This is a genomic window from Terrisporobacter othiniensis, from assembly GCF_000808015.1.
In the GTDB taxonomy this organism is placed as follows: Bacteria; Bacillota; Clostridia; order Peptostreptococcales; family Peptostreptococcaceae; genus Terrisporobacter; species Terrisporobacter muris.
In genome coordinates, this window is record NZ_JWHR01000013.1 from 1 (window position 1) to 19,652 (window position 19,652).

General features: G+C 29.0%; 24 protein-coding genes. 8 read left to right on the top strand and 16 right to left on the bottom strand.

All coding sequences use genetic code 11. The features are described from left to right. Positions 1-6 precede the first annotated feature (6 nt). Entirely contained in the window at positions 7-87 is an 81-nt protein-coding gene (locus QX51_RS21720) for an IS3 family transposase (RefSeq protein WP_408645542.1), read from the top strand. 57 nt (positions 88-144) lie between these two features. On the opposite strand, the gene QX51_RS00885 is transcribed toward QX51_RS21720, so the two are convergent. The 3 genes from QX51_RS00885 to QX51_RS00895 are packed head-to-tail and all read right to left on the bottom strand — an operon-like array spanning position 145 to position 3,174. After that, on the bottom strand, positions 145-957 hold the full coding sequence (locus QX51_RS00885) for a YjjW family glycine radical enzyme activase (RefSeq protein WP_039678015.1): 813 nt from the start codon (positions 955-957) through the stop codon (positions 145-147). Between the two features lie 2 nt (positions 958-959). Then, positions 960-2,456, bottom strand: coding sequence for a YjjI family glycine radical enzyme (locus QX51_RS00890; protein ID WP_039678016.1), 1,497 nt, complete (start codon positions 2,454-2,456; stop codon positions 960-962). 22 nt (positions 2,457-2,478) lie between these two features. Then, a complete protein-coding gene (locus QX51_RS00895) occupies positions 2,479-3,174 on the bottom strand; it encodes a Crp/Fnr family transcriptional regulator (protein WP_039678017.1) in 696 nt (231 codons plus the stop codon). A gap of 157 nt (positions 3,175-3,331) precedes the next feature. On the opposite strand from QX51_RS00895, the gene QX51_RS00900 reads away from it, so the two are divergent. Continuing rightward, positions 3,332-4,306 carry an aromatic acid exporter family protein gene (locus QX51_RS00900; protein WP_039678018.1) on the top strand — a complete coding sequence of 325 codons (975 nt, stop codon included), beginning with the start codon at positions 3,332-3,334 and terminating at the stop codon, positions 4,304-4,306. 52 nt (positions 4,307-4,358) lie between these two features. Here the strand turns inward: QX51_RS00900 and QX51_RS00905 are convergent, their stop codons facing one another. Next, a complete protein-coding gene (locus QX51_RS00905; RefSeq protein ID WP_039678019.1) occupies positions 4,359-4,922 on the bottom strand; it encodes a metallophosphoesterase in 564 nt (187 codons plus the stop codon). Between the two features lie 187 nt (positions 4,923-5,109). On the opposite strand from QX51_RS00905, the gene QX51_RS00910 reads away from it, so the two are divergent. The 4 genes from QX51_RS00910 (at position 5,110) to QX51_RS00925 (ending at position 7,798) form a co-directional block, all read left to right on the top strand. After that, complete coding sequence (locus tag QX51_RS00910; protein WP_039678020.1) at positions 5,110-5,898, top strand: threonine/serine exporter family protein; 789 nt, start codon at positions 5,110-5,112, stop codon at positions 5,896-5,898. Next, positions 5,898-6,353, top strand: a complete 456-nt coding sequence (locus QX51_RS00915; protein WP_039678021.1) for a threonine/serine exporter family protein — start codon at positions 5,898-5,900, stop codon at positions 6,351-6,353. The genes QX51_RS00910 and QX51_RS00915 overlap by 1 nt, the downstream gene beginning before the upstream one ends. A 201-nt stretch (positions 6,354-6,554) precedes the next feature. Beyond that, a complete protein-coding gene (locus QX51_RS00920; RefSeq protein WP_039678022.1) occupies positions 6,555-7,343 on the top strand; it encodes a threonine/serine exporter family protein in 789 nt (262 codons plus the stop codon). Then, positions 7,343-7,798, top strand: coding sequence for a threonine/serine exporter family protein (locus QX51_RS00925; RefSeq protein ID WP_039678023.1), 456 nt, complete (start codon positions 7,343-7,345; stop codon positions 7,796-7,798). Before QX51_RS00920 ends, QX51_RS00925 begins: the two co-directional genes overlap by 1 nt. Before the next feature lie 34 nt (positions 7,799-7,832). On the opposite strand, the gene QX51_RS00930 is transcribed toward QX51_RS00925, so the two are convergent. From QX51_RS00930 to QX51_RS00965, 9 genes are all read right to left on the bottom strand, one after another. Further along, positions 7,833-9,188, bottom strand: coding sequence for a PFL family protein (locus QX51_RS00930; RefSeq protein ID WP_039678024.1), 1,356 nt, complete (start codon positions 9,186-9,188; stop codon positions 7,833-7,835). A gap of 9 nt (positions 9,189-9,197) precedes the next feature. Beyond that, the gene (locus QX51_RS00935) at positions 9,198-9,467 is read right to left on the bottom strand and encodes an ACT domain-containing protein (protein ID WP_039678025.1); all 270 of its coding nucleotides are present in this window, start codon (positions 9,465-9,467) and stop codon (positions 9,198-9,200) included. A gap of 119 nt (positions 9,468-9,586) precedes the next feature. After that, the gene (locus QX51_RS00940) at positions 9,587-10,666 is read right to left on the bottom strand and encodes a putative NPN-dependent ornithine cyclodeaminase (protein WP_039678026.1); all 1,080 of its coding nucleotides are present in this window, start codon (positions 10,664-10,666) and stop codon (positions 9,587-9,589) included. A gap of 116 nt (positions 10,667-10,782) precedes the next feature. After that, positions 10,783-11,685, bottom strand: coding sequence for an FUSC family protein (locus QX51_RS00945; RefSeq protein WP_039678027.1), 903 nt, complete (start codon positions 11,683-11,685; stop codon positions 10,783-10,785). Positions 11,686-11,755: 70 nt separating this feature from the next. Then, entirely contained in the window at positions 11,756-12,211 is a 456-nt protein-coding gene (gene bcp / locus QX51_RS00950) for a thioredoxin-dependent thiol peroxidase (protein WP_039678028.1), read from the bottom strand. Between the two features lie 23 nt (positions 12,212-12,234). Further along, entirely contained in the window at positions 12,235-12,657 is a 423-nt protein-coding gene (locus tag QX51_RS00955; RefSeq protein WP_039678029.1) for an Asp23/Gls24 family envelope stress response protein, read from the bottom strand. 91 nt (positions 12,658-12,748) lie between these two features. Then, on the bottom strand, positions 12,749-13,813 hold the full coding sequence (locus QX51_RS00960; RefSeq protein WP_039678031.1) for a sulfurtransferase: 1,065 nt from the start codon (positions 13,811-13,813) through the stop codon (positions 12,749-12,751). Between the two features lie 159 nt (positions 13,814-13,972). Then, a complete protein-coding gene (locus tag QX51_RS20495; RefSeq protein ID WP_161791880.1) occupies positions 13,973-14,134 on the bottom strand; it encodes a hypothetical protein in 162 nt (53 codons plus the stop codon). Positions 14,135-14,261: 127 nt separating this feature from the next. Further along, positions 14,262-15,092 (bottom strand): Mrp/NBP35 family ATP-binding protein, encoded by an 831-nt coding sequence (locus QX51_RS00965; protein ID WP_039678032.1) that lies wholly within the window; start codon positions 15,090-15,092, stop codon positions 14,262-14,264. A gap of 202 nt (positions 15,093-15,294) precedes the next feature. On the opposite strand from QX51_RS00965, the gene QX51_RS00970 reads away from it, so the two are divergent. Both QX51_RS00970 and QX51_RS00975 read left to right on the top strand, forming a co-directional pair. Continuing rightward, complete coding sequence (locus QX51_RS00970; protein ID WP_039678033.1) at positions 15,295-15,816, top strand: cob(I)yrinic acid a,c-diamide adenosyltransferase; 522 nt, start codon at positions 15,295-15,297, stop codon at positions 15,814-15,816. Between the two features lie 130 nt (positions 15,817-15,946). Continuing rightward, the gene (locus QX51_RS00975) at positions 15,947-17,722 is read left to right on the top strand and encodes a MutS-related protein (RefSeq protein WP_039678034.1); all 1,776 of its coding nucleotides are present in this window, start codon (positions 15,947-15,949) and stop codon (positions 17,720-17,722) included. Between the two features lie 169 nt (positions 17,723-17,891). On the opposite strand, the gene QX51_RS00980 is transcribed toward QX51_RS00975, so the two are convergent. The 3 genes from QX51_RS00980 to QX51_RS00990 form a co-directional block, all read right to left on the bottom strand. Further along, positions 17,892-18,443: a permease gene (locus tag QX51_RS00980; RefSeq protein WP_039678035.1), complete on the bottom strand. Its 552-nt coding sequence runs from the start codon at positions 18,441-18,443 to the stop codon at positions 17,892-17,894. Beyond that, positions 18,440-18,919 carry a permease gene (locus tag QX51_RS00985; protein ID WP_039678036.1) on the bottom strand — a complete coding sequence of 160 codons (480 nt, stop codon included), beginning with the start codon at positions 18,917-18,919 and terminating at the stop codon, positions 18,440-18,442. Before QX51_RS00985 ends, QX51_RS00980 begins: the two co-directional genes overlap by 4 nt. A 101-nt stretch (positions 18,920-19,020) precedes the next feature. Further along, a complete protein-coding gene (locus QX51_RS00990) occupies positions 19,021-19,581 on the bottom strand; it encodes a CDP-alcohol phosphatidyltransferase family protein (protein ID WP_039678037.1) in 561 nt (186 codons plus the stop codon). Positions 19,582-19,652: the final 71 nt, after the last annotated feature.

Sequence of the window (19,652 nt, forward strand, 5' to 3'; positions counted from 1 at the left end):
CAATATATAGATTATTATAACAAAGAAAGAATACAGGCAAAATTAAACTACCTTTCTCCTGTAAAATACAAGAAAAAGGTAGCCTAGGTTGTTTTATATTGTTCCACATGAAGGGTGCAGTTCAAAATATCAATGTGTTTTCTTCTATAAAATACTTTCTTTGTAGATTCTATAACATTTATTAATTTCTTCCTCGTCAGGACTTACATATCCATGAAAATCCAAACCTTCTTTTCTCACTCCATGGTGTCTGTATATATTAAACTTGTATTTACACTTATCTTTAATTATCTTTGACACTTCTCTAACTGTATTTTCATTATTTAAAGTTGGTGCTATTACAGTTCTAACCTCATAAATCTTATCTAAATCAAGTAAGTATTTTACATTCTTAATCACAATATCATTACTCTGTCCAGTTACTTTAACATGCTCTTTCTCATCCATACTTTTAACATCTATCATAAATTTATCGGTTAAATTTACGAACTCTTCATATTGTGTTAAATCAATACTCCCATTAGTATCAACAAAACAAGTAAGGCCAAGCTCTTCTTTTACTTTTTTAAACAATTGAGCTATAAAATCTATATTAAGTGTAGCCTCACCGCCACTAACAGTTATTCCTTGAATAAAAGGGCTAACTTGTTTAATTTCTTCAAATAAATCATCTACTGAATAATCCTTAGTTTTTGGAGTAGATAAGTTATCACATTCTCGAATACATGCGTCACATGCAACACATTTTTTATCATCCCAAGTAACCTTTTTATCCACAATATTTAAAGCATCTACAGGACAAACTTTAACACATAATCCACAGTTTACACACTTGTTTATGGTTTCTGGATTATGACAATAGGTGCACTTAAAGTTACACCCCTGAAAAAATATTGCTGTTCTATTTCCAGGTCCATCTATACATGAAAACGGAATAATTTTATTAACTAAAGCCATAATTAATCTCTCAGCCTTCTATCAAATGCTTTTGCTCCATTTTTAGCATTCATACCAAATACAGTTGCATTATTTTTAACTGCTTGTCCACTTTCAAGTTGTGCTACTTCTGATTTTTTCACAAGATATCCTGTAACACGAACTACATCACATCCACCTGCGTAAGCAGATATATATCTTATTCCTGAATTAAATGCTCCATCTATAACATTTACGATAGCTTCTGGATTATCTTTATAAGTATCTTCAAATACAAATATATCTCCTATTCCGTTGAAGAAATATTTGTGGAATGGCGCTGATTGAATTATATGTTTAAATATTTCTGGCTCTTCTCCCACTGGTATTCTACATCCTGGAGATATTCCTGTATCAGTATCTATACCAACTTGGCAATGCATAACATGATTATTTTTATAAGCATCTCCCACATATGGTGATTTATATGATGTCACTACTTCATTAAGCTTTTCTACTATTTTTAATCCTAATTCGTTTGCTTCATCTCCATAGCCAAATCTATCATTTTGTTCAGTTGCATTTAGTAAATGGTTAACTGCTTCCGCAAGACCTACCATACCAAACATTCCTGTAAATAATTCTTTTTTTATAAATCCTTCTTTAATCAAGAAACTTGTTTTAAAGAAAGCCGCTTCCTCAACTAGGAATTTAATTCTTTCATCTATATAATTAAGCATTTTTTCTGCTGCAAATGGTAGCTTATTGTATAGGAAATCTTCTACCGAATCAGCAGTTTCTGCTAGTCTACTTAAAACTAATCTAACTAGAGTGTAACCTCCACCTCCTACTATAAATCCATTGTAACAAGAAGCTAATGCATAGTTTTCTGTTCCAAAATCAGCTGTATCCATTTTATGGTTAGCAAAACTTGGCTTTGCAGTAACTAAAGCAGTACTTGCACAAAGCTTAGCAAATTCTTTTGAGGTTATATCTTTATCATATTTAACTGTTAAATTAGGCATTGCACATTCTAATTCTTTCATAGCTTTAAGTATTAATCTACCTGCTTTAGTATCAACTGGTCCTATATTCGCATGAACAAATGAATCTGTTAATGCACTATCAACATGCTTTAAGAATAACTTTATTGCTTTATAAGCCTCTTCTTCATCTTTTACAAAAGGATTTAAAAGTGTATCTATATTTCCAAGGTACACTGGGTACGATGTTATAGATGGTACATGTTTATATAAAATTAATAAGCTATTAGTTGCTTCCCAAATATCAGTCGGTGCTTCTAAACTTAGAAATTCACACCCTTTTTCCATTAAAACTTCATAGTTTGGTATAACATATCTTGGTCTGTAAGGAGTGTTTCCTTCAAACATTGTGCATATTATTTCTGCATCCAATAATTTTTTAGTTTCTTCGTCTATATCAAAAACCTCTATGCTATTTCCTGCATATCCTGCCAACTGTAATAATTGTTGGTTATAAGTTAATGTCTCATTTTTTATTATTTCCAATACTTGATTCATTTGAATGTCCCCCATAATTAGCTCATTTATTTTTTATTGAATCTAATTTCTTATATAGTTTTTCACATTGTTCTTCAGTAATTAAAATACCTCTTCTATCTGCAAAAACTAGGTTTTCATCTTTTAGTATTTTCAAATTTCTATTAACTGTTCTTTCTGAAAATCCTAAAATAGAGCCTATTTCTTCTCTTGTTTTTTTCAATACAACTTCATTTTTATTACTTCGTTCAAAAACATTAATTAAATAATTTATCAAAATACCTATAGCTGGATAAGCTAAAACTTCTCCTGTTTTTAATGACTGTTCATACATTTGATTTGATACAAAATGCAATACATCTAATGTCAACTTATGATCATTATTAATCCATTCTATAAAATCAAATTTATCCATCTCAAGAATTATACTATTCGTCATAGTTTGTAATGTGGAAGAATAGATATTTTTATTTGCCATAATCTCCATAGCCCCTATGTAAGATATGGGCTCAATACTTGCGAAATCATATATAAAGCCATTTTCAAATTCATTTCTTACTATCATTTTCCCTTTACAATGTATATATATTTTTTCTATTTCATGTTCCTTAAGTACAACTATTTTATCCTTTTCAATACATTTAAAATTACAGTTTCCTTTTATATGCCTAGGTATATTTCTTATAAATTCTTTAACTTTTTTATTTTCTATTTCTTTGTATAATGAGTTGTCATACATTTTAACTTGCTCCTAAGTTTTGTACTATTTTAATTTTAATAATTATTAAAATTAATCAAAAGGACATATGTCCTTTTACTATATTATATAATTTCTTCATGAAATACTATATTTATGATAAAATATGAATAATATAATTTTACAAGGAGGTTTTAACTTGAACAAAACAGATGCAGTTAAAGTATTAAAATTATCATTAGGAAGTATATTAGCAATTATTATTGCATCTTTTTTTAAACTTCAATATTCAACTGTAGCTGGAGTAATTACTCTTTTAGTTGTAAAAGATACGAAAAAAGAAACTTTAAAAGGAGCTTTCGGAAAGTTATTTGGATTTGTACTATGCACAGTCTATTCATATATATGTTTCAATTTATTAGGCTATAATTTATTTGCATTTTCTTTATACATATTAATTATAATAGGTACTTGCTTTGTATTAAATATAAGATATGTTATAGCAATGTGTGTTGTTATTTCTTCTCATTACTTACTTCAAAGTTCAATGAGTATTTATTGGATATTAAATGAAACAGGACTTTTTATAATTGGTGCTGGAATAGGTATAATAATCAACATGTATATGCCTTCTAATTTTCATAAAATTTATCTTGGTCAACAAAAGCTGCAAGAACAAGTTAGCTTAATTCTAATGGACATTGCTGATATAATAAGTAATCCAGATAAAAACCTTTCTTTCCAAGACAACTTAGATGAATTGAATAAATTAATAAAAAACAGTACTAAAGATGCTTATGAAAATATTAATAATAATTTACTAAGCGATACAAAGTATTTCTTAGAGCATATGGAGATAATAAAAAGTCAAAGAGATATCCTAAATAATCTATACACATTAGTATCTCAGCTAAATTACGTTCCTTCTCAAGGATATATAGTGTCTGAGTTTATAAATAAAGTTGGAAATACTTCTTTCGAAGCTAATACTGTTACTAATTTATTAAGTGATTTGAATAGGATTTCTAATGATATGAAAACTCAGCCTCTTCCTAAAGACAGAGAAGAATTTGAAAATAGAGCTATTTTATTTTTATGTTTAACTGAACTAAAAAAATATTTAGTTAATAGAAAAAACGCTCAATTTTTAAGGGATAATTATTATAATAATTAATATATATATAAATAAAGAGAGGCACTAAACTAGATAATATTGTAATCTTAGTTTAGTGCTTTTTATAAAAAATTTCATTATTCATAATCAATTCTTCTAGATTACATGGTTCAAAATTATTAATCTCCACACATGCATTAAATATATTCTTTTCATCTTTAATAATATAAAATTCTCTAGTATAGGAGTCATCATGCATATGACCAAAAACATGATATGCTCCCTTATTCTTTCTATACCATAAAAGTATAGGATAATGACAAAGCTGAACCCATTTATTGTTATCTCTAATTAACTTACTTTCTTCAACTGTCTCAAAATAATTCAAAAATATAGGATTATCACGAAACTTATAATCATGATTTCCTAAAATCAAATGTAAATGGCCCTTTAATCTCCCTACTGTCATATTAAGTTTTTCTTCTAAATCTTTTTCTTCACATACTATAACATCGCCTAATATGTAGACATGATCATCGTCTTTAACTTTATCATTATGCCTTTTTATAATTTCTTCATTCATTTCATTTATATCATTAAAGTATTCACTTCTGCTTCTTTTTAATGCTAACTCATGAAAAAAGTGATAATCCGATACATAATATACTCGGGACACTATAATTCCTCCTTACTTTTGATTATATATCTCACTTATAAGTATATAAGTTATAAAGTTTTTATGCTTATATTTTTAGTTTTTTATTTATGATTATTCACTTTTACAGGTTTAGAATACTCCTCTTTTACATAATATAGATATAATTAATTTTAAATTTATTGTGACAACTTAAGGAGGTAGTTTCATGGAAAATGAATTTAAACCTGATAATAAAAAAAACATACTACGACTAGCATTATTTATTGGTGAGCTTATGCTTGCTAATGGTGCAGAAACCTATCGTGTAGAAGATACTATCATTAGAATATGCAAATCTCGAAACTATAATCACATAAATGTATTTACATCTCCAACAGTCATAATTATTTCTGATTATAGATTTGACGGATATTCATTTATGAGAACTATAAAATCTAGATCTATAGATTTAAATAAGATTTCCATGTTAAATAATTTTTCTAGAAAATATGTTAGTAATACTGATTTAACAGTACAAGATTCTATGAAGGAGTTAAAAGAAATTATTAACACTACATCTTATACTCCGTTGGTCGTAAGTTTTTCAACTGGAATAGGTTCTGCTTTTTTTGCAACCCTATTAAAAGGGAACAATATTCCTACTTTTATTTCAACTTTTATTACTTCTATATTAGCAGTCATGATTTACAAAAAAATCATGAAAATTAGTACTATACCTGCATTTTCTTCATTAATTGCCTCAACTTTTATAGCGCTTGTGGGTGTCATACTATCACAAATAGACGTGCTTCCCACACCTGCCTTATTAATAGTTGGTTCTATTATGCCTCTACTTCCTGGTGTGTCTTTTGTAAAAGGAATAAGGGACTTAATTGCTGGTGACTTAATTTCCGGTGTAGCTCGTGCATTTGAGGCTGGCGTCACAGCTATAAGTATAGCTTGTGGTGTTGGTATCATTTTAGATATTTGGCTTAGATTAGGAGGAAGTTTATAATGACAGATATGCCTTTATATATGCATTTCATATATTCATTTATTGCTACTGTAGGCTTTGCTATTTTTCTAAATGCTCCTAAATCAACCCTTATATCTAGCGGACTTGTCGGTGGTATTGGTTGGTCAGTATTTTATTATTTGGTACAATTAACTGGAAACGATATATTGTCAAACTTTGTTGCTGCCTTGTTAGTCTCTTATATTAGTGAAATTCTTGCTAGAAAATTAAAACAGCCTGCAATAATTTTTATAATACCAGGTATTATTCCCTTAGTACCAGGTCTGGGAATGTATAATACAATGCTTTATTTAGTTCAAAATGATTACAACAATGCTATAGCAAAGGGTGCTGATGTACTCTTCGTTGGTGGGGCCATATCTTTAGGAATTTTAGTTATAACATCTCTAGTTAAAACTTTACATATAATATCAATAAAAAAAGCTGCTAAGTAGCAGTTTTTTTTATTGTAAGGAGCAATGGCCATTCTTTCCAGGGTTATTTATGACATTAGCAAGTCGAATTTTTAATATTTAACTATCTTATTGACTTTCTTTTTGTAAATATTATATACTACTCTAGGTTTGTATTTTTTATAAATCTAACTATTTCGACAAAATAATAATTTATTTATCATTATATATGGAGGAAAATTAATGAGAGTTGAGTTTAGTCCTGCTAATAAAAAGGATGTGCTAGGATTAGCATTGTTTTTAGGTGAGCTTATGTTGATTAACGGAGCTGAAACTTATCGTGTGGAAGACACTGTCCTTAGAGTTTGTAATTCAAGAGGATTTAATCATGTAAATGTATTTGCATCACCTACAGTAATAATAATATCTGATTATAAATTTGATGGTTATTCATTTTTAAAATCAATAAAATCTAGGTCTATAGACTTACATAAAATTTCATTATTAAATGATTTTTCTAGGAAGTTTGTTAGCAATACGGAAATAACTGTAGAAGAGGCAAAAAAAGAGATTAAGAAAATTAATCGTTCTGATTCGTACTCTGAATTAATCCAGTATATTAGCACAGGTATTGGTTCTGCTTTTTTTGCAGGTTTAGTTGAAGGAAATAATATTCCTACCTTTGTATCTACATTTATAACCTCTATCTTAGCTGTAAAGATTTACAACAAAATAATAAGCTTAAGTAGTATACCTGCTTTTGCTAGCTTAATTGCTTCATCTGTTATAGCTTTCATAGGTGTAATACTTACTCAGCTAAATATAATCTCTGCACCTACCATGTTAGTCGTTGGAGCTATCATGCCATTACTTCCAGGTGTTTCTTTCATTAAAGGTATAAGAGATCTAATTTCAGGCGATTTAATGTCTGGTGTAGCTCGTGCATTTGATGCTGGTGTTACTGCTGTAAGTATAGCTTGTGGTGTTGGTATAGTGTTAGATATTTGGTTAAGACTTGGAGGTGTTTTATAATGACTAATATGCCTGTTTTCATGCATTTTATATATTCTTTTATTTCTACCATAGGATTTGCTATATTTTTAAAAGCGCCTAAATCTACTTTAATCCCAGGAGGATTTGTTGGTGGAATAGGTTGGGCTATATATTATTTTTTAATGACAGTTACAAATAATAACATAATGTCAAATTTTATAGCTGCACTTTTAGTTTCACTAAGTAGTGAGTTACTTGCTAGAAGATTAAAACAACCTGCCATAGTTTTTACAATACCAGGAATTATTCTTCTTGTTCCAGGACTTGGTATGTATAATACTATGCTTTACTTAGTTCAAGGTAATTATACTGCTGCCATTGCAAAGGGTGCTGATGTACTATTTATTGCTGTTGCTTTATCAATGGGGGTTCTTATTGTAACTTCTTTATTTAAAACAATATTTATGGTTTCACAAAAAAAAGCTGCTAGATAGGAGAGTACTGAAAAAGTGCTCTCCTATTTGCTTATTAGTTTTTAAAAGAATGTATTGGCGCTGGAATTTTCCCACCTCTATTTATAAAATCTGCTGACGAGTTTTTATTAACCTTCATTACTGGAGCCCTTCCAAGTAGTCCTCCAAATTCAACCATGTCTCCTGTTTCACACCCTGGTGCTGGAATTATTCTTACCGCAGTTGTTTTATTATTTACCATTCCTATAGCAGCTTCATCAGCTATCATAGCACTTATAGTTTCAGCTGTAGTTTCTCCCTCTACTGCTATCATATCTAATCCTACTGAACATACAGCAGTCATCGCTTCTAACTTTTCTAAATTTAAAGATCCCTTTATTACTCCATCAATCATTCCTGCATCTTCAGATACTGGTATAAATGCTCCACTAAGTCCACCAACTCTAGAACATGCCATTACTCCACCTTTTTTCACTGCATCATTTAAAAGAGCAAGTGCTGCTGTAGTACCATGTGTTCCCACAGTTTCAAGACCCATTTCCTCTAAAATATTTGCTACTGAATCACCAATTGCAGGTGTTGGAGCTAAAGATAAATCTACTATTCCAAAAGGTATGTCTAATCTTTTTGATGCTTCTTGTCCAACTAGTTGACCCATTCTCGTTACTTTAAATGCTGTATTTTTTATTGTATCTGCCACCACATCAAAAGATTCGCCCCTTACTTTCTCCAGCGCTCTTTGAACCACACCAGGTCCACTTACCCCCACATTTATGACTACATCTGCTTCACCTACACCATGATATGCTCCAGCCATAAACGGATTGTCTCCTACTGAATTACAAAATACAACTAACTTGGCACAACCAAATCCCTTTGCTTCTTTTGTTAATTCAGCAGTTTCTTTTATGATTTTTCCCATTTCTTTTATGACATTCATGTTTAATCCACATCTAGTTGAACCCACATTTACAGATGAACAAACTTTATTTGTACAAGCTAATGCCTTTGGAATAGATTTAATTAAAATTTCATCTCCCCTTGTACACCCTTTTTCAACTAAAGCAGAAAACCCCCCTATAAAATCAATTCCCAAATCCTCTGCTGCTTTATCTAAAGTTTTGGCAAATTCAACGTAGTCTTCATCACTTGTCGCTCCTGCGATTATGGAAATAGGTGTTACGGATACTCTTTTATTTACAATAGGTATTCCAAACTCATTTTCAATTTCCTTTCCTACCTTTACTAAATTTTTTGCACAAGTCATTATCTTATTATAGATATTTTCCCTACACGTTTCTCCATCTGAGTCTATACAATCTAACAATGATATTCCCATAGTAATAGTTCTTATATCTAATTTTTCTTCTTCTATCATTCTTATGGTTTCTAATATATTATTTATATTCATTACATCCTCCTAGACAGTATGCATTGAGTTGAATATTTCTTCCCTTTGAATCTTCACATCAACACCCAAACTTTTTCCCTCTAATACTAAGGCCTTTTTTATTTCATCAAATGATTCCTTGGCTTTACTTAAGTCAACCATTAAAACCATGGTGAAAAACTCCTCCATTATAGTTTGGTTGATATCAATAATATTAATATTGTACTTTGTAAGTTCAGTAGTTATTCCAGCTACTATTCCTACTTTATCCTTCCCAATTACAGTTATTATAGCTCTCATACAATCCCCCTTGCATTTTAGTTATTTTTCTAACTTTATATTAATAAAATTGTATACAATATGACATGTTTTCGCCATATTTTCATAAAAAAAACTGCTATAAAAGCAGTTTCTTTATATTATAAATTATCAGCTAATCTTTGTAAAAAGTCTTGTGCGTTTGATATCATCGTTCTTACACTTAAACTTCCTCTATCTTTTAACTTATTTACAGCAAATTCTGAAGTATCTACTGTATAGAAGTATATTGGCCTTACTTCTCCATCAACAACTCTAAATGATGGCGTCATATTTCCTGTCGCAATTGTGTGTAGTTGAGTTGCCATACAAATTACAGTTGTGGCTTTTCTTACTTGATTTCTCATTTGTTCTTGTGCTTCATAAACGTCTGCTATCACTATTGGAAGTGGACCATCATCTCTTATTGAACCACCAAGTACAATAGGTACATTGTTTTTAACACAAGAATGAATTAATCCTGATGTTATATTTTCTTCTTCTATAAGTTTTTCTATTGATCCATATTTTCTTGCTTTATTTAATAAATCTAGGTGATGATAATGACCATCTTTTATAGAACATTGAGTGTATATATCTTGACCTAAAGCCGTGTTATATACCCCTGCTTCTAAATCGTGAGTTGCAACAGCATTTCCACCTAAGAAAGCATCTACATATCCATTGTTTATTAATTTTGTTAATGACTCCCTAGCCCCCTTAGAAAATACTGCTGCTGGTCCCATTACCCATACTATATACCCATTTTCTTTTTCGTGTTTTAAAAGTTCAATTAGTTGATCGTAGTCCATAGTTTGAGAAGTTTCTCTTGATCTACTTCCTCTAAAAGCAAAAGCTTCTTCTTCAACTTTTTTATCTTCAAAACCTGTTGTGTGTAGATATATTCCTTCGCTAGCATCTTCAGTTCTTCCAACAATAATCTTGTCTCCAACTTTCAAATGTCTAAATTCTACTATTTCTATCTTATTATCATTCAATCTTGGAACACAGTCCATTCTTGTTTCTTCAGCTAATATCCATTCACCATTAATTTTAAAGTATTCTGGATAAATTGACATAGCGTGATAATTCTCTGGTGCAACTCTGTCCTTTTCAACTAGTTCAATTTTTGCATTTGGTGAATTTTTAAATTTTTCTTCACTAAAATCTGGATGAGTGTATTTTGGCATGTTAAAACTCATAATAATATTCCCCCTGTCTAAACGTGAATTTATACTGACAAGCTAATTATAACACTGAAAAAAAATTATTATGAGTTATCTTTTCTTTAAGTATTTTTAAATGTTTTTCATATAAATTAAACTGTTTCAATTAGATCACTTTCGTTATTATTTTCCTCTACTACATGTATTTCATTAATGTTATCAATAATGGCACTAATATGATAATTATAAACAGCACTTCTATCATCTTTAATTTCTATTCCTTTAGGCAAGGTATCGTATATAATTTTTGACTTAATATAATTTTCTTTATTTAAATAACATTTATCTTTCATTTGCTCTAAAATTTGAAGGTGTAGATAAATATGTTTACATCGTTTAATGACATCATTTATTGCTTCATCATCAACTTCTTCATTCCTATACTCTAATTCGTCTAAAAAGTTTTTATACAATCCCTCTAATCTTGTAATTTCTTTACTCAAGGATGAAATATCAGTATTAACACCTTTTTCTATTTCACTTTTTAATAGCTTAATTGATGTTTTTTCAATAGCTTTTATTTCTTTATATATACTTTCTAAATAATTAGGTCTGAATATATAATAATTTACAGCTACACCTATAATTACTCCTACAGATGTGTCTAGTATTCTAGAAATAGAATAAGCTATCGGATTTGCATCACCTATGCTTAAATAAATAGCACAATAAACTATACAAGCAATAGTTGTAGAATTATTTACTTTTAAAAGATTACAAATATAAATAGTTGTGATAACTCCTAAACAAGATAATATAGGATCTCCTGGTTTAATAATTACAAATAGGAATCCTATTAAACCGCCTATAAAAGTTCCCTTCAATCTATTAAATCCAACTGTTACAGAACCTTTTACAGTTGTCTGCATACAAACAATACATGCTGCTGCAGCAAAGAAAGTTTTGTCGACTATGTTCAAATATCCAACTAGTACACAAATCATAACTCCTATACCTGTTTTTATATTTCTCATTCCTGGTTTTTGTAATTTCAAAATGTCTCACTCCCATCTTATTTTATAATACCATAAAAAAAGAACCAAATAAAATTTGGTTCCCTTATATCTATCCTAAATACTCTAAAATTTCTCCTGCATTTTTATCAGTTTTAACTTTGTTGTACACTTTTTCTATCATTCCATTTTCATCAATTATATATGTAGTTCTTACCACACCCATGCTAACTTTTCCGTATAATTTCTTCTCTTGCCATACATCATAAGCTTTTATAGCTTCAAGTTCTGGATCTGATAATAATATAAATGGTAATTCATGCTTTGTTGCAAAGTTGCTATGTGATTTTACACTATCCTTGCTTATGCCTATTACAACTACATCCTTTGATGTGAATTCTTCGTAGCTATCTCTAAAAGCACATGCTTGTTTAGTGCATCCAGGTGTATTATCTCTTGGATAAAAATATAAAACTACTTTTTTATTTTTAAAGTCTGATAAACTTATTTCTTTTCCGTCTTTATCTAATAATTTAAATTCTGGTGCTTTTACTCCTGCTTCTAGCATAATATTTATCCTCCATTTTTCACTTATATTAATAGAACTACAAAAAATACTTTTATAATCTGTAAAAAAGTTACTACTGCCAGCATTGCATTCATAAAATAAAACGCTTTAAAATCTTCAGTAGAATATAACAAGTTAAAGCCTAAGTAAATAACTACAAGTACAATCATAACTATATTTCTACTTAGTGTATTTTTATTTAGCTGTGACTTTCTTTTTAAATAAAATACTAATATTGATATCATTAATATTGCAAACAAAGCAATAACTAAGTATTGTATTTTCGCAATTGGATATAAGCTTTCCCAAGTACTATTTTTGTAAATGACGAATCGTAACATTCCCATTCTCTTACGTGTGAAATAATTCACTACATACATTCCTATTAATAATAGAATCTGTAATATACTTACTATTATATAAAATCCTTTGTTCAATTTCTTCATTTAAATATCGACCTCGTTACTTATAAGAATTTTTTACTAAAATAAGCACTGCATTTTATACAGTGCTTATTATTATTATACATTATTTATTTTATTTTGCAGCTTTATCTGTTGATAATTTTCCTACTGTAGTGTAAACTACATCATCACTGCTTGGGTCACCAACTTGAACTGGAAGGTTATCATTCATTTGCCATTGATACCATCCACCATCATAAAGAGTCATTCCTTCCCATCCTGCATCATAAGCTATTAACCAAGGAATTGTAGCTCTCCATCCAGTACCACAATAGAATGAAAGTTCATTTTCTTTACTGAAATCTAGGTCTTTCCATAATTCTTCCATTTTATCAGCAGTTATATATGTACCATCTTCATTTGTATAATCTTCCATATTATATGGATCGCTTCCTCCACGACCCCAAACTGCACCTTTAGGCTCACCTGCTCTATCTATATAGTTATATCCACTTGTTTCACCTAAAAATTCTGCTTCGCTTCTTATACTAACTAGTTTGAAATTAGTATCATTTTTCAATTTTTCTTGTACGTCATCTATAGACATCCAGTATTCTGGATGTGCTGGAACAGTTGTCCCAAAATCAGTTGCAACTGTTGCTTTTTCAACATCCGTTTCTGTTTTATATCCTGCCTTTTCCCATGCAGACAGTCCACCATTAAGGATTTTTACATTTTCAACGCCTGCCCATAAATAAGCATAAGCTACCCTCGCAGTTCCAGAAACATCAGCTCCATATAATATAACAGTTTTATCTTTTGTAACGCCTAGGTCTAACATTCCTTTTTCAATTACTGCTGGTTCTGATAAGTTCCAGTATGGTTCTGATTCTACGCTTGCTATATCTACATGTAAAGCCCCTGGTAAATGTCCTTTTGTATAGTCTGGACTATCTTTATATGTTCCCCAAGATGCCTCTAATATAACATAGTTTTCTGATTCTGGTTGATTTCCATCTATTACACTTTGTACCCAGTCAGGTGTTACAAAAACCTTGTTTTTATCTACTGCATCTGCTTTTACATTTGACTCACTTTTAGATTCATCTGACTTGTCAGACGAATTAGAACTACATCCCACTACCATTGTTGCTACCATAGCTACGCAAAGTAACATTTTGATTAATTTATTTTTCATCTTTTCCCTCCCTGATGTATCATTGCATTAGTATTTTACTATAAATAATATATTGCTTCTAATTAATTATTTCTATAAATAACCATTATTTATAGATTTTCTATATAAATAATAGAACCACCCTTCTCATATTAACAGAAAGGTGGTGAAATTTTTCAGTTATTTATTATTATCTTCATCATATACATCTGGACTTTTCTTCAATGTTGAAGCCCACTCATTATTTCTTTCATTCTTCTCTTTGACTTCTGCTTTACTTGTTAAAAACATATTAGAAGTTGCCCATTGATTATTACATTCAGTTTTTTTCTCTCTACTCATTTCATTTCTCCTTAATAATATATTTAAATATATTATCTGTAAAAAAAATACTTATATAGAGTTAAATTTAGTAAATTTATAACATAAAACCACTATTCCATCAAAAAGAATAGTGGTTTAAAAATATTTATTTACTTATTTTTTTATTAATTTTTTCTACTATGCCAGTTAAGATATTGTCTAACTCATCACTAACTATCTCCACACCTTTATGAGTTATTTCTACAATTTCTCTAGTCATAGGCAATTCTCCTAATAGATCCAAATTATTTTCTTGTAAAAACTCATCTGTCTCTTCTCCATCAAATAATTTTATCTTTTTATTACAATCAGGACATTCAATATAGCTCATATTTTCTACTACGCCTAATATATTTACATTTAGCATTTTAGCCATATTAACACCTTTCGAAACTATCATAGATATCATATCTTGTGGTACAGATACCATTATCATTCCAGTTAAAGGTAAAGATTGCATAACTGTAAGGGCTACATCTCCTGTTCCTGGTGGCATATCTATTAATAAATAATCTAGCTCTTCCCACATTACATCTTTATAGAATTGTTTTATAGTATTACTTATTAATGGACCTTTCCATACTACTGGCTGACTTTCATCATTTACCATAAAGTTCACTGACATAGTCTTTATATTTTCTTTTGTTATTATAGGGTAAATATCTGTACCATTATTTGAAAATGCTCTTTCATACTGTACTCCCATAAGCCTTGGAATACTTGGTCCTGTTATGTCCGCATCTAATATTCCCACCTTATATCCTGACTTACTTAATTGTTTTGCTATTAATGATGTTATTGTAGATTTACCTACTCCACCTTTTCCACTCATAACACCTATTATATTTTTTATTTTATTATTTGGATTATTTTCTATTGTGCAAGTATCTTGTTTATTACAATTATTTTTTGATGGACATGAGTTACAATTTCCCATTTTATTTTCCTCCGTAGATTACATTTATTAGTCTATTTTTTATTAATTTTTATATTATAAGTAATTTTAATTAATTCATTTTATACTTAGTTTATACCCATAATTTCTTATTTTAATGTGCAATCTTCAATAAATATTTGTATATATGTTTATTAGCTATGGGTATATTATAAATATTATTAAAATATATAGGAGGACTATTATGAAAATATATACTAAGACAGGTGATAAAGGTAAAACCTCTTTATACGATGGAACTAGGGTTGATAAAGATGATATAAGAGTAGAGTCTTATGGGACTTTAGACGAATTAAACTCTTACATAGGTCTTTGCACAAATTATGCTAAGGATGAAGATAAGGAAATTTTAAGAAGTATACAAATAAAATTATTTGCAGTCTCTGCTGAATTAGCTACTAAAGAAGAAGGAACCTATAAAACACCCATAAGTAATGATGATGTCGTATCTTTAGAAAAAATTATAGATTCTTATATTGAAAAAATTGATAAAATAGATGCTTTTATAGTTCCTGGAACTAACTTAATCTCTGCTAATTTACATATAGCTAGAACTATTTGTAGAAAAGCTGAGAGAAGAATTTTTTCTCTTAGTAAAATAGAAACTGTAAATCCATTTTTATTAAAATACATAAACAGACTTTCTGATGTAATTTATGCAATTGCTAGATATAATGAAGCAGAATTAATATATATTAAATATTAAAAATAAGGCTCCTTTTTAATTTAATTCTATTATTTTGAGAGGAGCTTTTAATATTTCTACAAATTAAGTTGGATTTTACGCAATTATTGGTTATCATAAAAATTACAGGATAAATTTGGAGGTGACACTTATGGAATCAATATTTAATGATGATATAGAAAAAAGAAAAAATAACATAGTAGAATATAATAAGACTGCTAATATAATTACTATTATTAAAATGTTTTTATTTATTTTAATATGTTATAACATTTACAAAATATATGTAAATCAATACCCTTTAAAATTGATATTAGTCCTGATAGTTGAAGCTATCCTTTTCATCATAGCATCCTTAGCTCATAAAACTACATATGATCAAATATATAAAGAAGAAGGGGTTATAAAAATTAATGAATCAAATATAAAAAGAATTACTGGTGAATGGTCTAATTTTACTGATATTGGTGAGGAGTTTATAGATTATGACCATGATTATGCAACAGATTTGGACATAGTTGGAAACAAATCTTTATTCCAAATGATTAATAGTACTGGTACTTATTATGGAAGAAGACGATTTGTAAAAGATTTGCTGAATCCTAATTTTTCAGATAAAGAGTTGAAAAAACGCCATGAGGCTATTACTGAGTTAAGAAATAATTATAGTTTTTGTGCTGAAACCGAGTATGATTTTTCTCTAGTTGGTATAGATGAGGATTTTCCTATTTTAATTTCTCAATTACAAGATACGAAAAAATTTATTAAGAGTAATTACTTAAAATTATTATTTAAAATTTCAAATATAATAACGTGTCTTACTTTGCTATATTCAATATTTACTAAAAGCACTCTAAGTTTTATTATTCTTAATTGTTTAATCATATTCCAACTATTGCTTTGGATTATTGGCTATTTAAAAGCAAATCATTATGTTGGAACTCTAAAAAAATTAGCACCCAAAATCAGTCGCTACGATAATGTTATAGATAATATTACAAAAATAGAGTTTAAAACTAATAAGTTAGATGAAATTGTAAAAAACTTAGAGACTGCTAAAATAGGAGTTAAACAATTATCAAAAATAGCTTCAAATATCAATCAACGTAATAATGGAGTAATGTGCATAATACTAAATTCTCTATTGCTTTGGGATTATAAAAATGCCATAGATTTGGACAATTGGAAGATGAAATACTCTGATTCAGTTGAAAACTGGTTTTATACTTTAGGAGAACTGGAAAGTTTAATAAGTTTTGCCAATCTTCCTAGGATTTGTAACAATATGTGTCTTCCTAGTTTTAATAATAAAAATAATATTATTGAAGCCACAAATATAGGGCATCCTCTAATAAATAATGAAAAACGTATTTGTAATGATTTTAAACTAGATAATAATATCTACATTATATCTGGCTCCAATATGTCTGGTAAAACTACTTTTATGAGAACTGTTGGTATCAATATGGTTCTTGCTCGTGCTGGAAGTTACGTGTGTGCAGATAGTATGTTATCTTCTAAGATGAAAATAATTACTTCCATGCGTATAAGAGATGATTTGAACGAAGGCATTTCAACCTTCTATGCTGAGTTAAAAAGAATAAAAAAAATAATCGATCAATCTCATAGTGACCCACAAACACTATTTCTAATAGATGAAATTTTTAGAGGAACAAATTCTGTTGATAGGCTTAAAGGCTCTGAAGGCGTGTTAAAAGAACTATGTAAATCTCATGTTTCAGGAATGATTACAACTCATGATCTAGAGGTTTGTAATTTAGAAGATGAAAACCCTAATATAACGAACTACAGTTTTAATGAACATTATGTAGATGGTGAGATTTTCTTTGATTATAAGATTAAAAATGGAAGGTCTTTAACTACAAATGCTGAGTATCTTTTAAGAAAAGTAGGTATTCTTGCTTAATTTAAAAATTCACTTTGCTTAAGCATTGTGTCGACAAATCGCTTCATATCGCCAACGTCTTAGACCGTTGCTAAAGTAACAAAGTTAATAGAAATAATATTCTATTATGATTTTATACAAGGCATAAATGAGATAATTTAATTTATGCCTTGTATATATTTTTATTCTTTTAAGATTCTTTCATATAACTCTTTAAAACTTTATCCTCTTCACCAGTATTCATAACAAAATAATTAACTAAATATCCCATAGCAATAACTCCAACAAAATCGATTAATAGCCTATAAAATGTAAATTTATATCCTAAGGAACTTATTTCAAATAAAAGAGTTGAAATTTTTATAACACACCATGCATTCATAAAAATAATCACATTTGTAAGCTTCACACCTTTTTTTAATAAGACAGCTGTAAAAGGAAATGCCGCATACATTGGTCCTGCAGCAAAAGCTGCAAAAGCTATGGCTATGACAATTCCCATGATTCCCGAATCATCCCCCATATATTTCATCATTGATTCTCTAGATACCCACTCGTCCATTAATCCTAGAAGAATCATAATAGGCGGTAACACTGATAGCATCTGTAAAAAACTACCCTTCGTACTATTAAATGCCTTTATACCTATATTTCTTTCAAATATAGTAACTAAAATAAGAATAACAAGAAAAATAAGAAAAAATTTATATCGATTTACAAAAAAATAAATTTTCTTTTTCATCCTAATATCCCCCCTATAAAATAAGCAACTATAAATGAAAATAGAAATGCAAAGAAATTTCTATAAAAAGCAGTTTTTTTCCCAATATACTTGGCTTCTAGAGAAAATGTCATTATTCCTACAAATGTTAAAGTTGATACTAAAGCCGCCACCTGGGCATAACCCGCTCCACTATTTAATAATGTATTTGCTGTTGAAAATGCTACAAAAGTTGGAACCATAACAGTTGATCCTACAACTGCTGAAAATAGAACTCCTAAAAATCCTGACTCATTTCCTATTAATCTTGAAATAGTATTCGTATCAATAAAAGCTAGCATTAATCCTACTATTACTATTATAGATAAAAATTGAGGCATGATATTCTCCATTGATTTGCAAGCTTTTATTAAAGCATTTTTTGTTTTATCTTTGTTTTTTAAATAGGACATAAAGCACATTACAGCTGCTAGTGTATATAAAATATATGTTGTCATACGATCCCTCCTGATTTTATGCTTATATATAACTATATGAATAAATCATATTATACTCTACAAGAAATTTAATTTATATAACTACTCTCTACAGAGTTATCTTATTTGCTTGATTTATACATTTTATAAAATACTGGTATATATAATATAAAAGACATCAACATAAACATTCCACATACTACTATTAAGAAATTTGCTCTAGTATCATTCATTCTTGGGAACAGTATTAGTATAAACATTACGATATAAAGTATGGCTGTACAAAGTTTTCCAAACCACTTTGCTCCATCTAATTTTTTACCTTTTCGAAGCATTATAATCCCCATAATTGCCATAAATCCTTCTTTTATTATAAATAATCCAACCAAATACCACATTAATTTATGCCTAAATGCCAAAGAAAATACAAGAGCTGCTTGAGTTAATTTATCAGCTAAAGGGTCTATAAATTTTCCCAGCTCAGTAATCATATTAAAGTTTCTAGCTATGTAACCATCTAAAAAATCTGTTATTCCAGAAACACATACTATACCTGCTACTATATAATAGTCTCTAACTGATGTTGCATTATAGTAAATATATAAAAATATAGGTATCAAAATTATCCTAAAATACCCCATTATATTAGGTATCGTAAACACTTCCCTTTTTAAATTTTTCATATGTAAGCCCCTCTCATAATTTTTATAGATATATTTAAATAATAGCTATTATATCGTTTCATTTCATTATA

Bases quoted from the DNA above. Each gene is read 5' to 3' on its own strand.
- QX51_RS00885 (WP_039678015.1), bottom strand. From the start codon at position 957: ATGGCTTTAGTTAATAAAATTATTCCGTTTTCATGTATAGATGGACCT.
- QX51_RS00890 (WP_039678016.1), bottom strand. From the start codon at position 2,456: ATGAATCAAGTATTGGAAATAATAAAAAATGAGACATTAACTTATAAC.
- QX51_RS00895 (WP_039678017.1), bottom strand. From the start codon at position 3,174: ATGTATGACAACTCATTATACAAAGAAATAGAAAATAAAAAAGTTAAA.
- QX51_RS00910 (WP_039678020.1), top strand. From the start codon at position 5,110: ATGGAAAATGAATTTAAACCTGATAATAAAAAAAACATACTACGACTA.
- QX51_RS00915 (WP_039678021.1), top strand. From the start codon at position 5,898: ATGACAGATATGCCTTTATATATGCATTTCATATATTCATTTATTGCT.
- QX51_RS00920 (WP_039678022.1), top strand. From the start codon at position 6,555: ATGAGAGTTGAGTTTAGTCCTGCTAATAAAAAGGATGTGCTAGGATTA.
- QX51_RS00925 (WP_039678023.1), top strand. From the start codon at position 7,343: ATGACTAATATGCCTGTTTTCATGCATTTTATATATTCTTTTATTTCT.
- QX51_RS00930 (WP_039678024.1), bottom strand. From the start codon at position 9,188: ATGAATATAAATAATATATTAGAAACCATAAGAATGATAGAAGAAGAA.
- QX51_RS00935 (WP_039678025.1), bottom strand. From the start codon at position 9,467: ATGAGAGCTATAATAACTGTAATTGGGAAGGATAAAGTAGGAATAGTA.
- QX51_RS00940 (WP_039678026.1), bottom strand. From the start codon at position 10,666: ATGAGTTTTAACATGCCAAAATACACTCATCCAGATTTTAGTGAAGAA.
- bcp (WP_039678028.1), bottom strand. From the start codon at position 12,211: ATGCTAGAAGCAGGAGTAAAAGCACCAGAATTTAAATTATTAGATAAA.
- QX51_RS00955 (WP_039678029.1), bottom strand. From the start codon at position 12,657: ATGAAGAAATTGAACAAAGGATTTTATATAATAGTAAGTATATTACAG.
- QX51_RS00960 (WP_039678031.1), bottom strand. From the start codon at position 13,813: ATGAAAAATAAATTAATCAAAATGTTACTTTGCGTAGCTATGGTAGCA.
- QX51_RS20495 (WP_161791880.1), bottom strand. From the start codon at position 14,134: ATGAGTAGAGAGAAAAAAACTGAATGTAATAATCAATGGGCAACTTCT.
- QX51_RS00965 (WP_039678032.1), bottom strand. From the start codon at position 15,092: ATGGGAAATTGTAACTCATGTCCATCAAAAAATAATTGTAATAAACAA.
- QX51_RS00970 (WP_039678033.1), top strand. From the start codon at position 15,295: ATGAAAATATATACTAAGACAGGTGATAAAGGTAAAACCTCTTTATAC.
- QX51_RS00975 (WP_039678034.1), top strand. From the start codon at position 15,947: ATGGAATCAATATTTAATGATGATATAGAAAAAAGAAAAAATAACATA.
- QX51_RS00980 (WP_039678035.1), bottom strand. From the start codon at position 18,443: ATGAAAAAGAAAATTTATTTTTTTGTAAATCGATATAAATTTTTTCTT.
- QX51_RS00985 (WP_039678036.1), bottom strand. From the start codon at position 18,919: ATGACAACATATATTTTATATACACTAGCAGCTGTAATGTGCTTTATG.
- QX51_RS00990 (WP_039678037.1), bottom strand. From the start codon at position 19,581: ATGAAAAATTTAAAAAGGGAAGTGTTTACGATACCTAATATAATGGGG.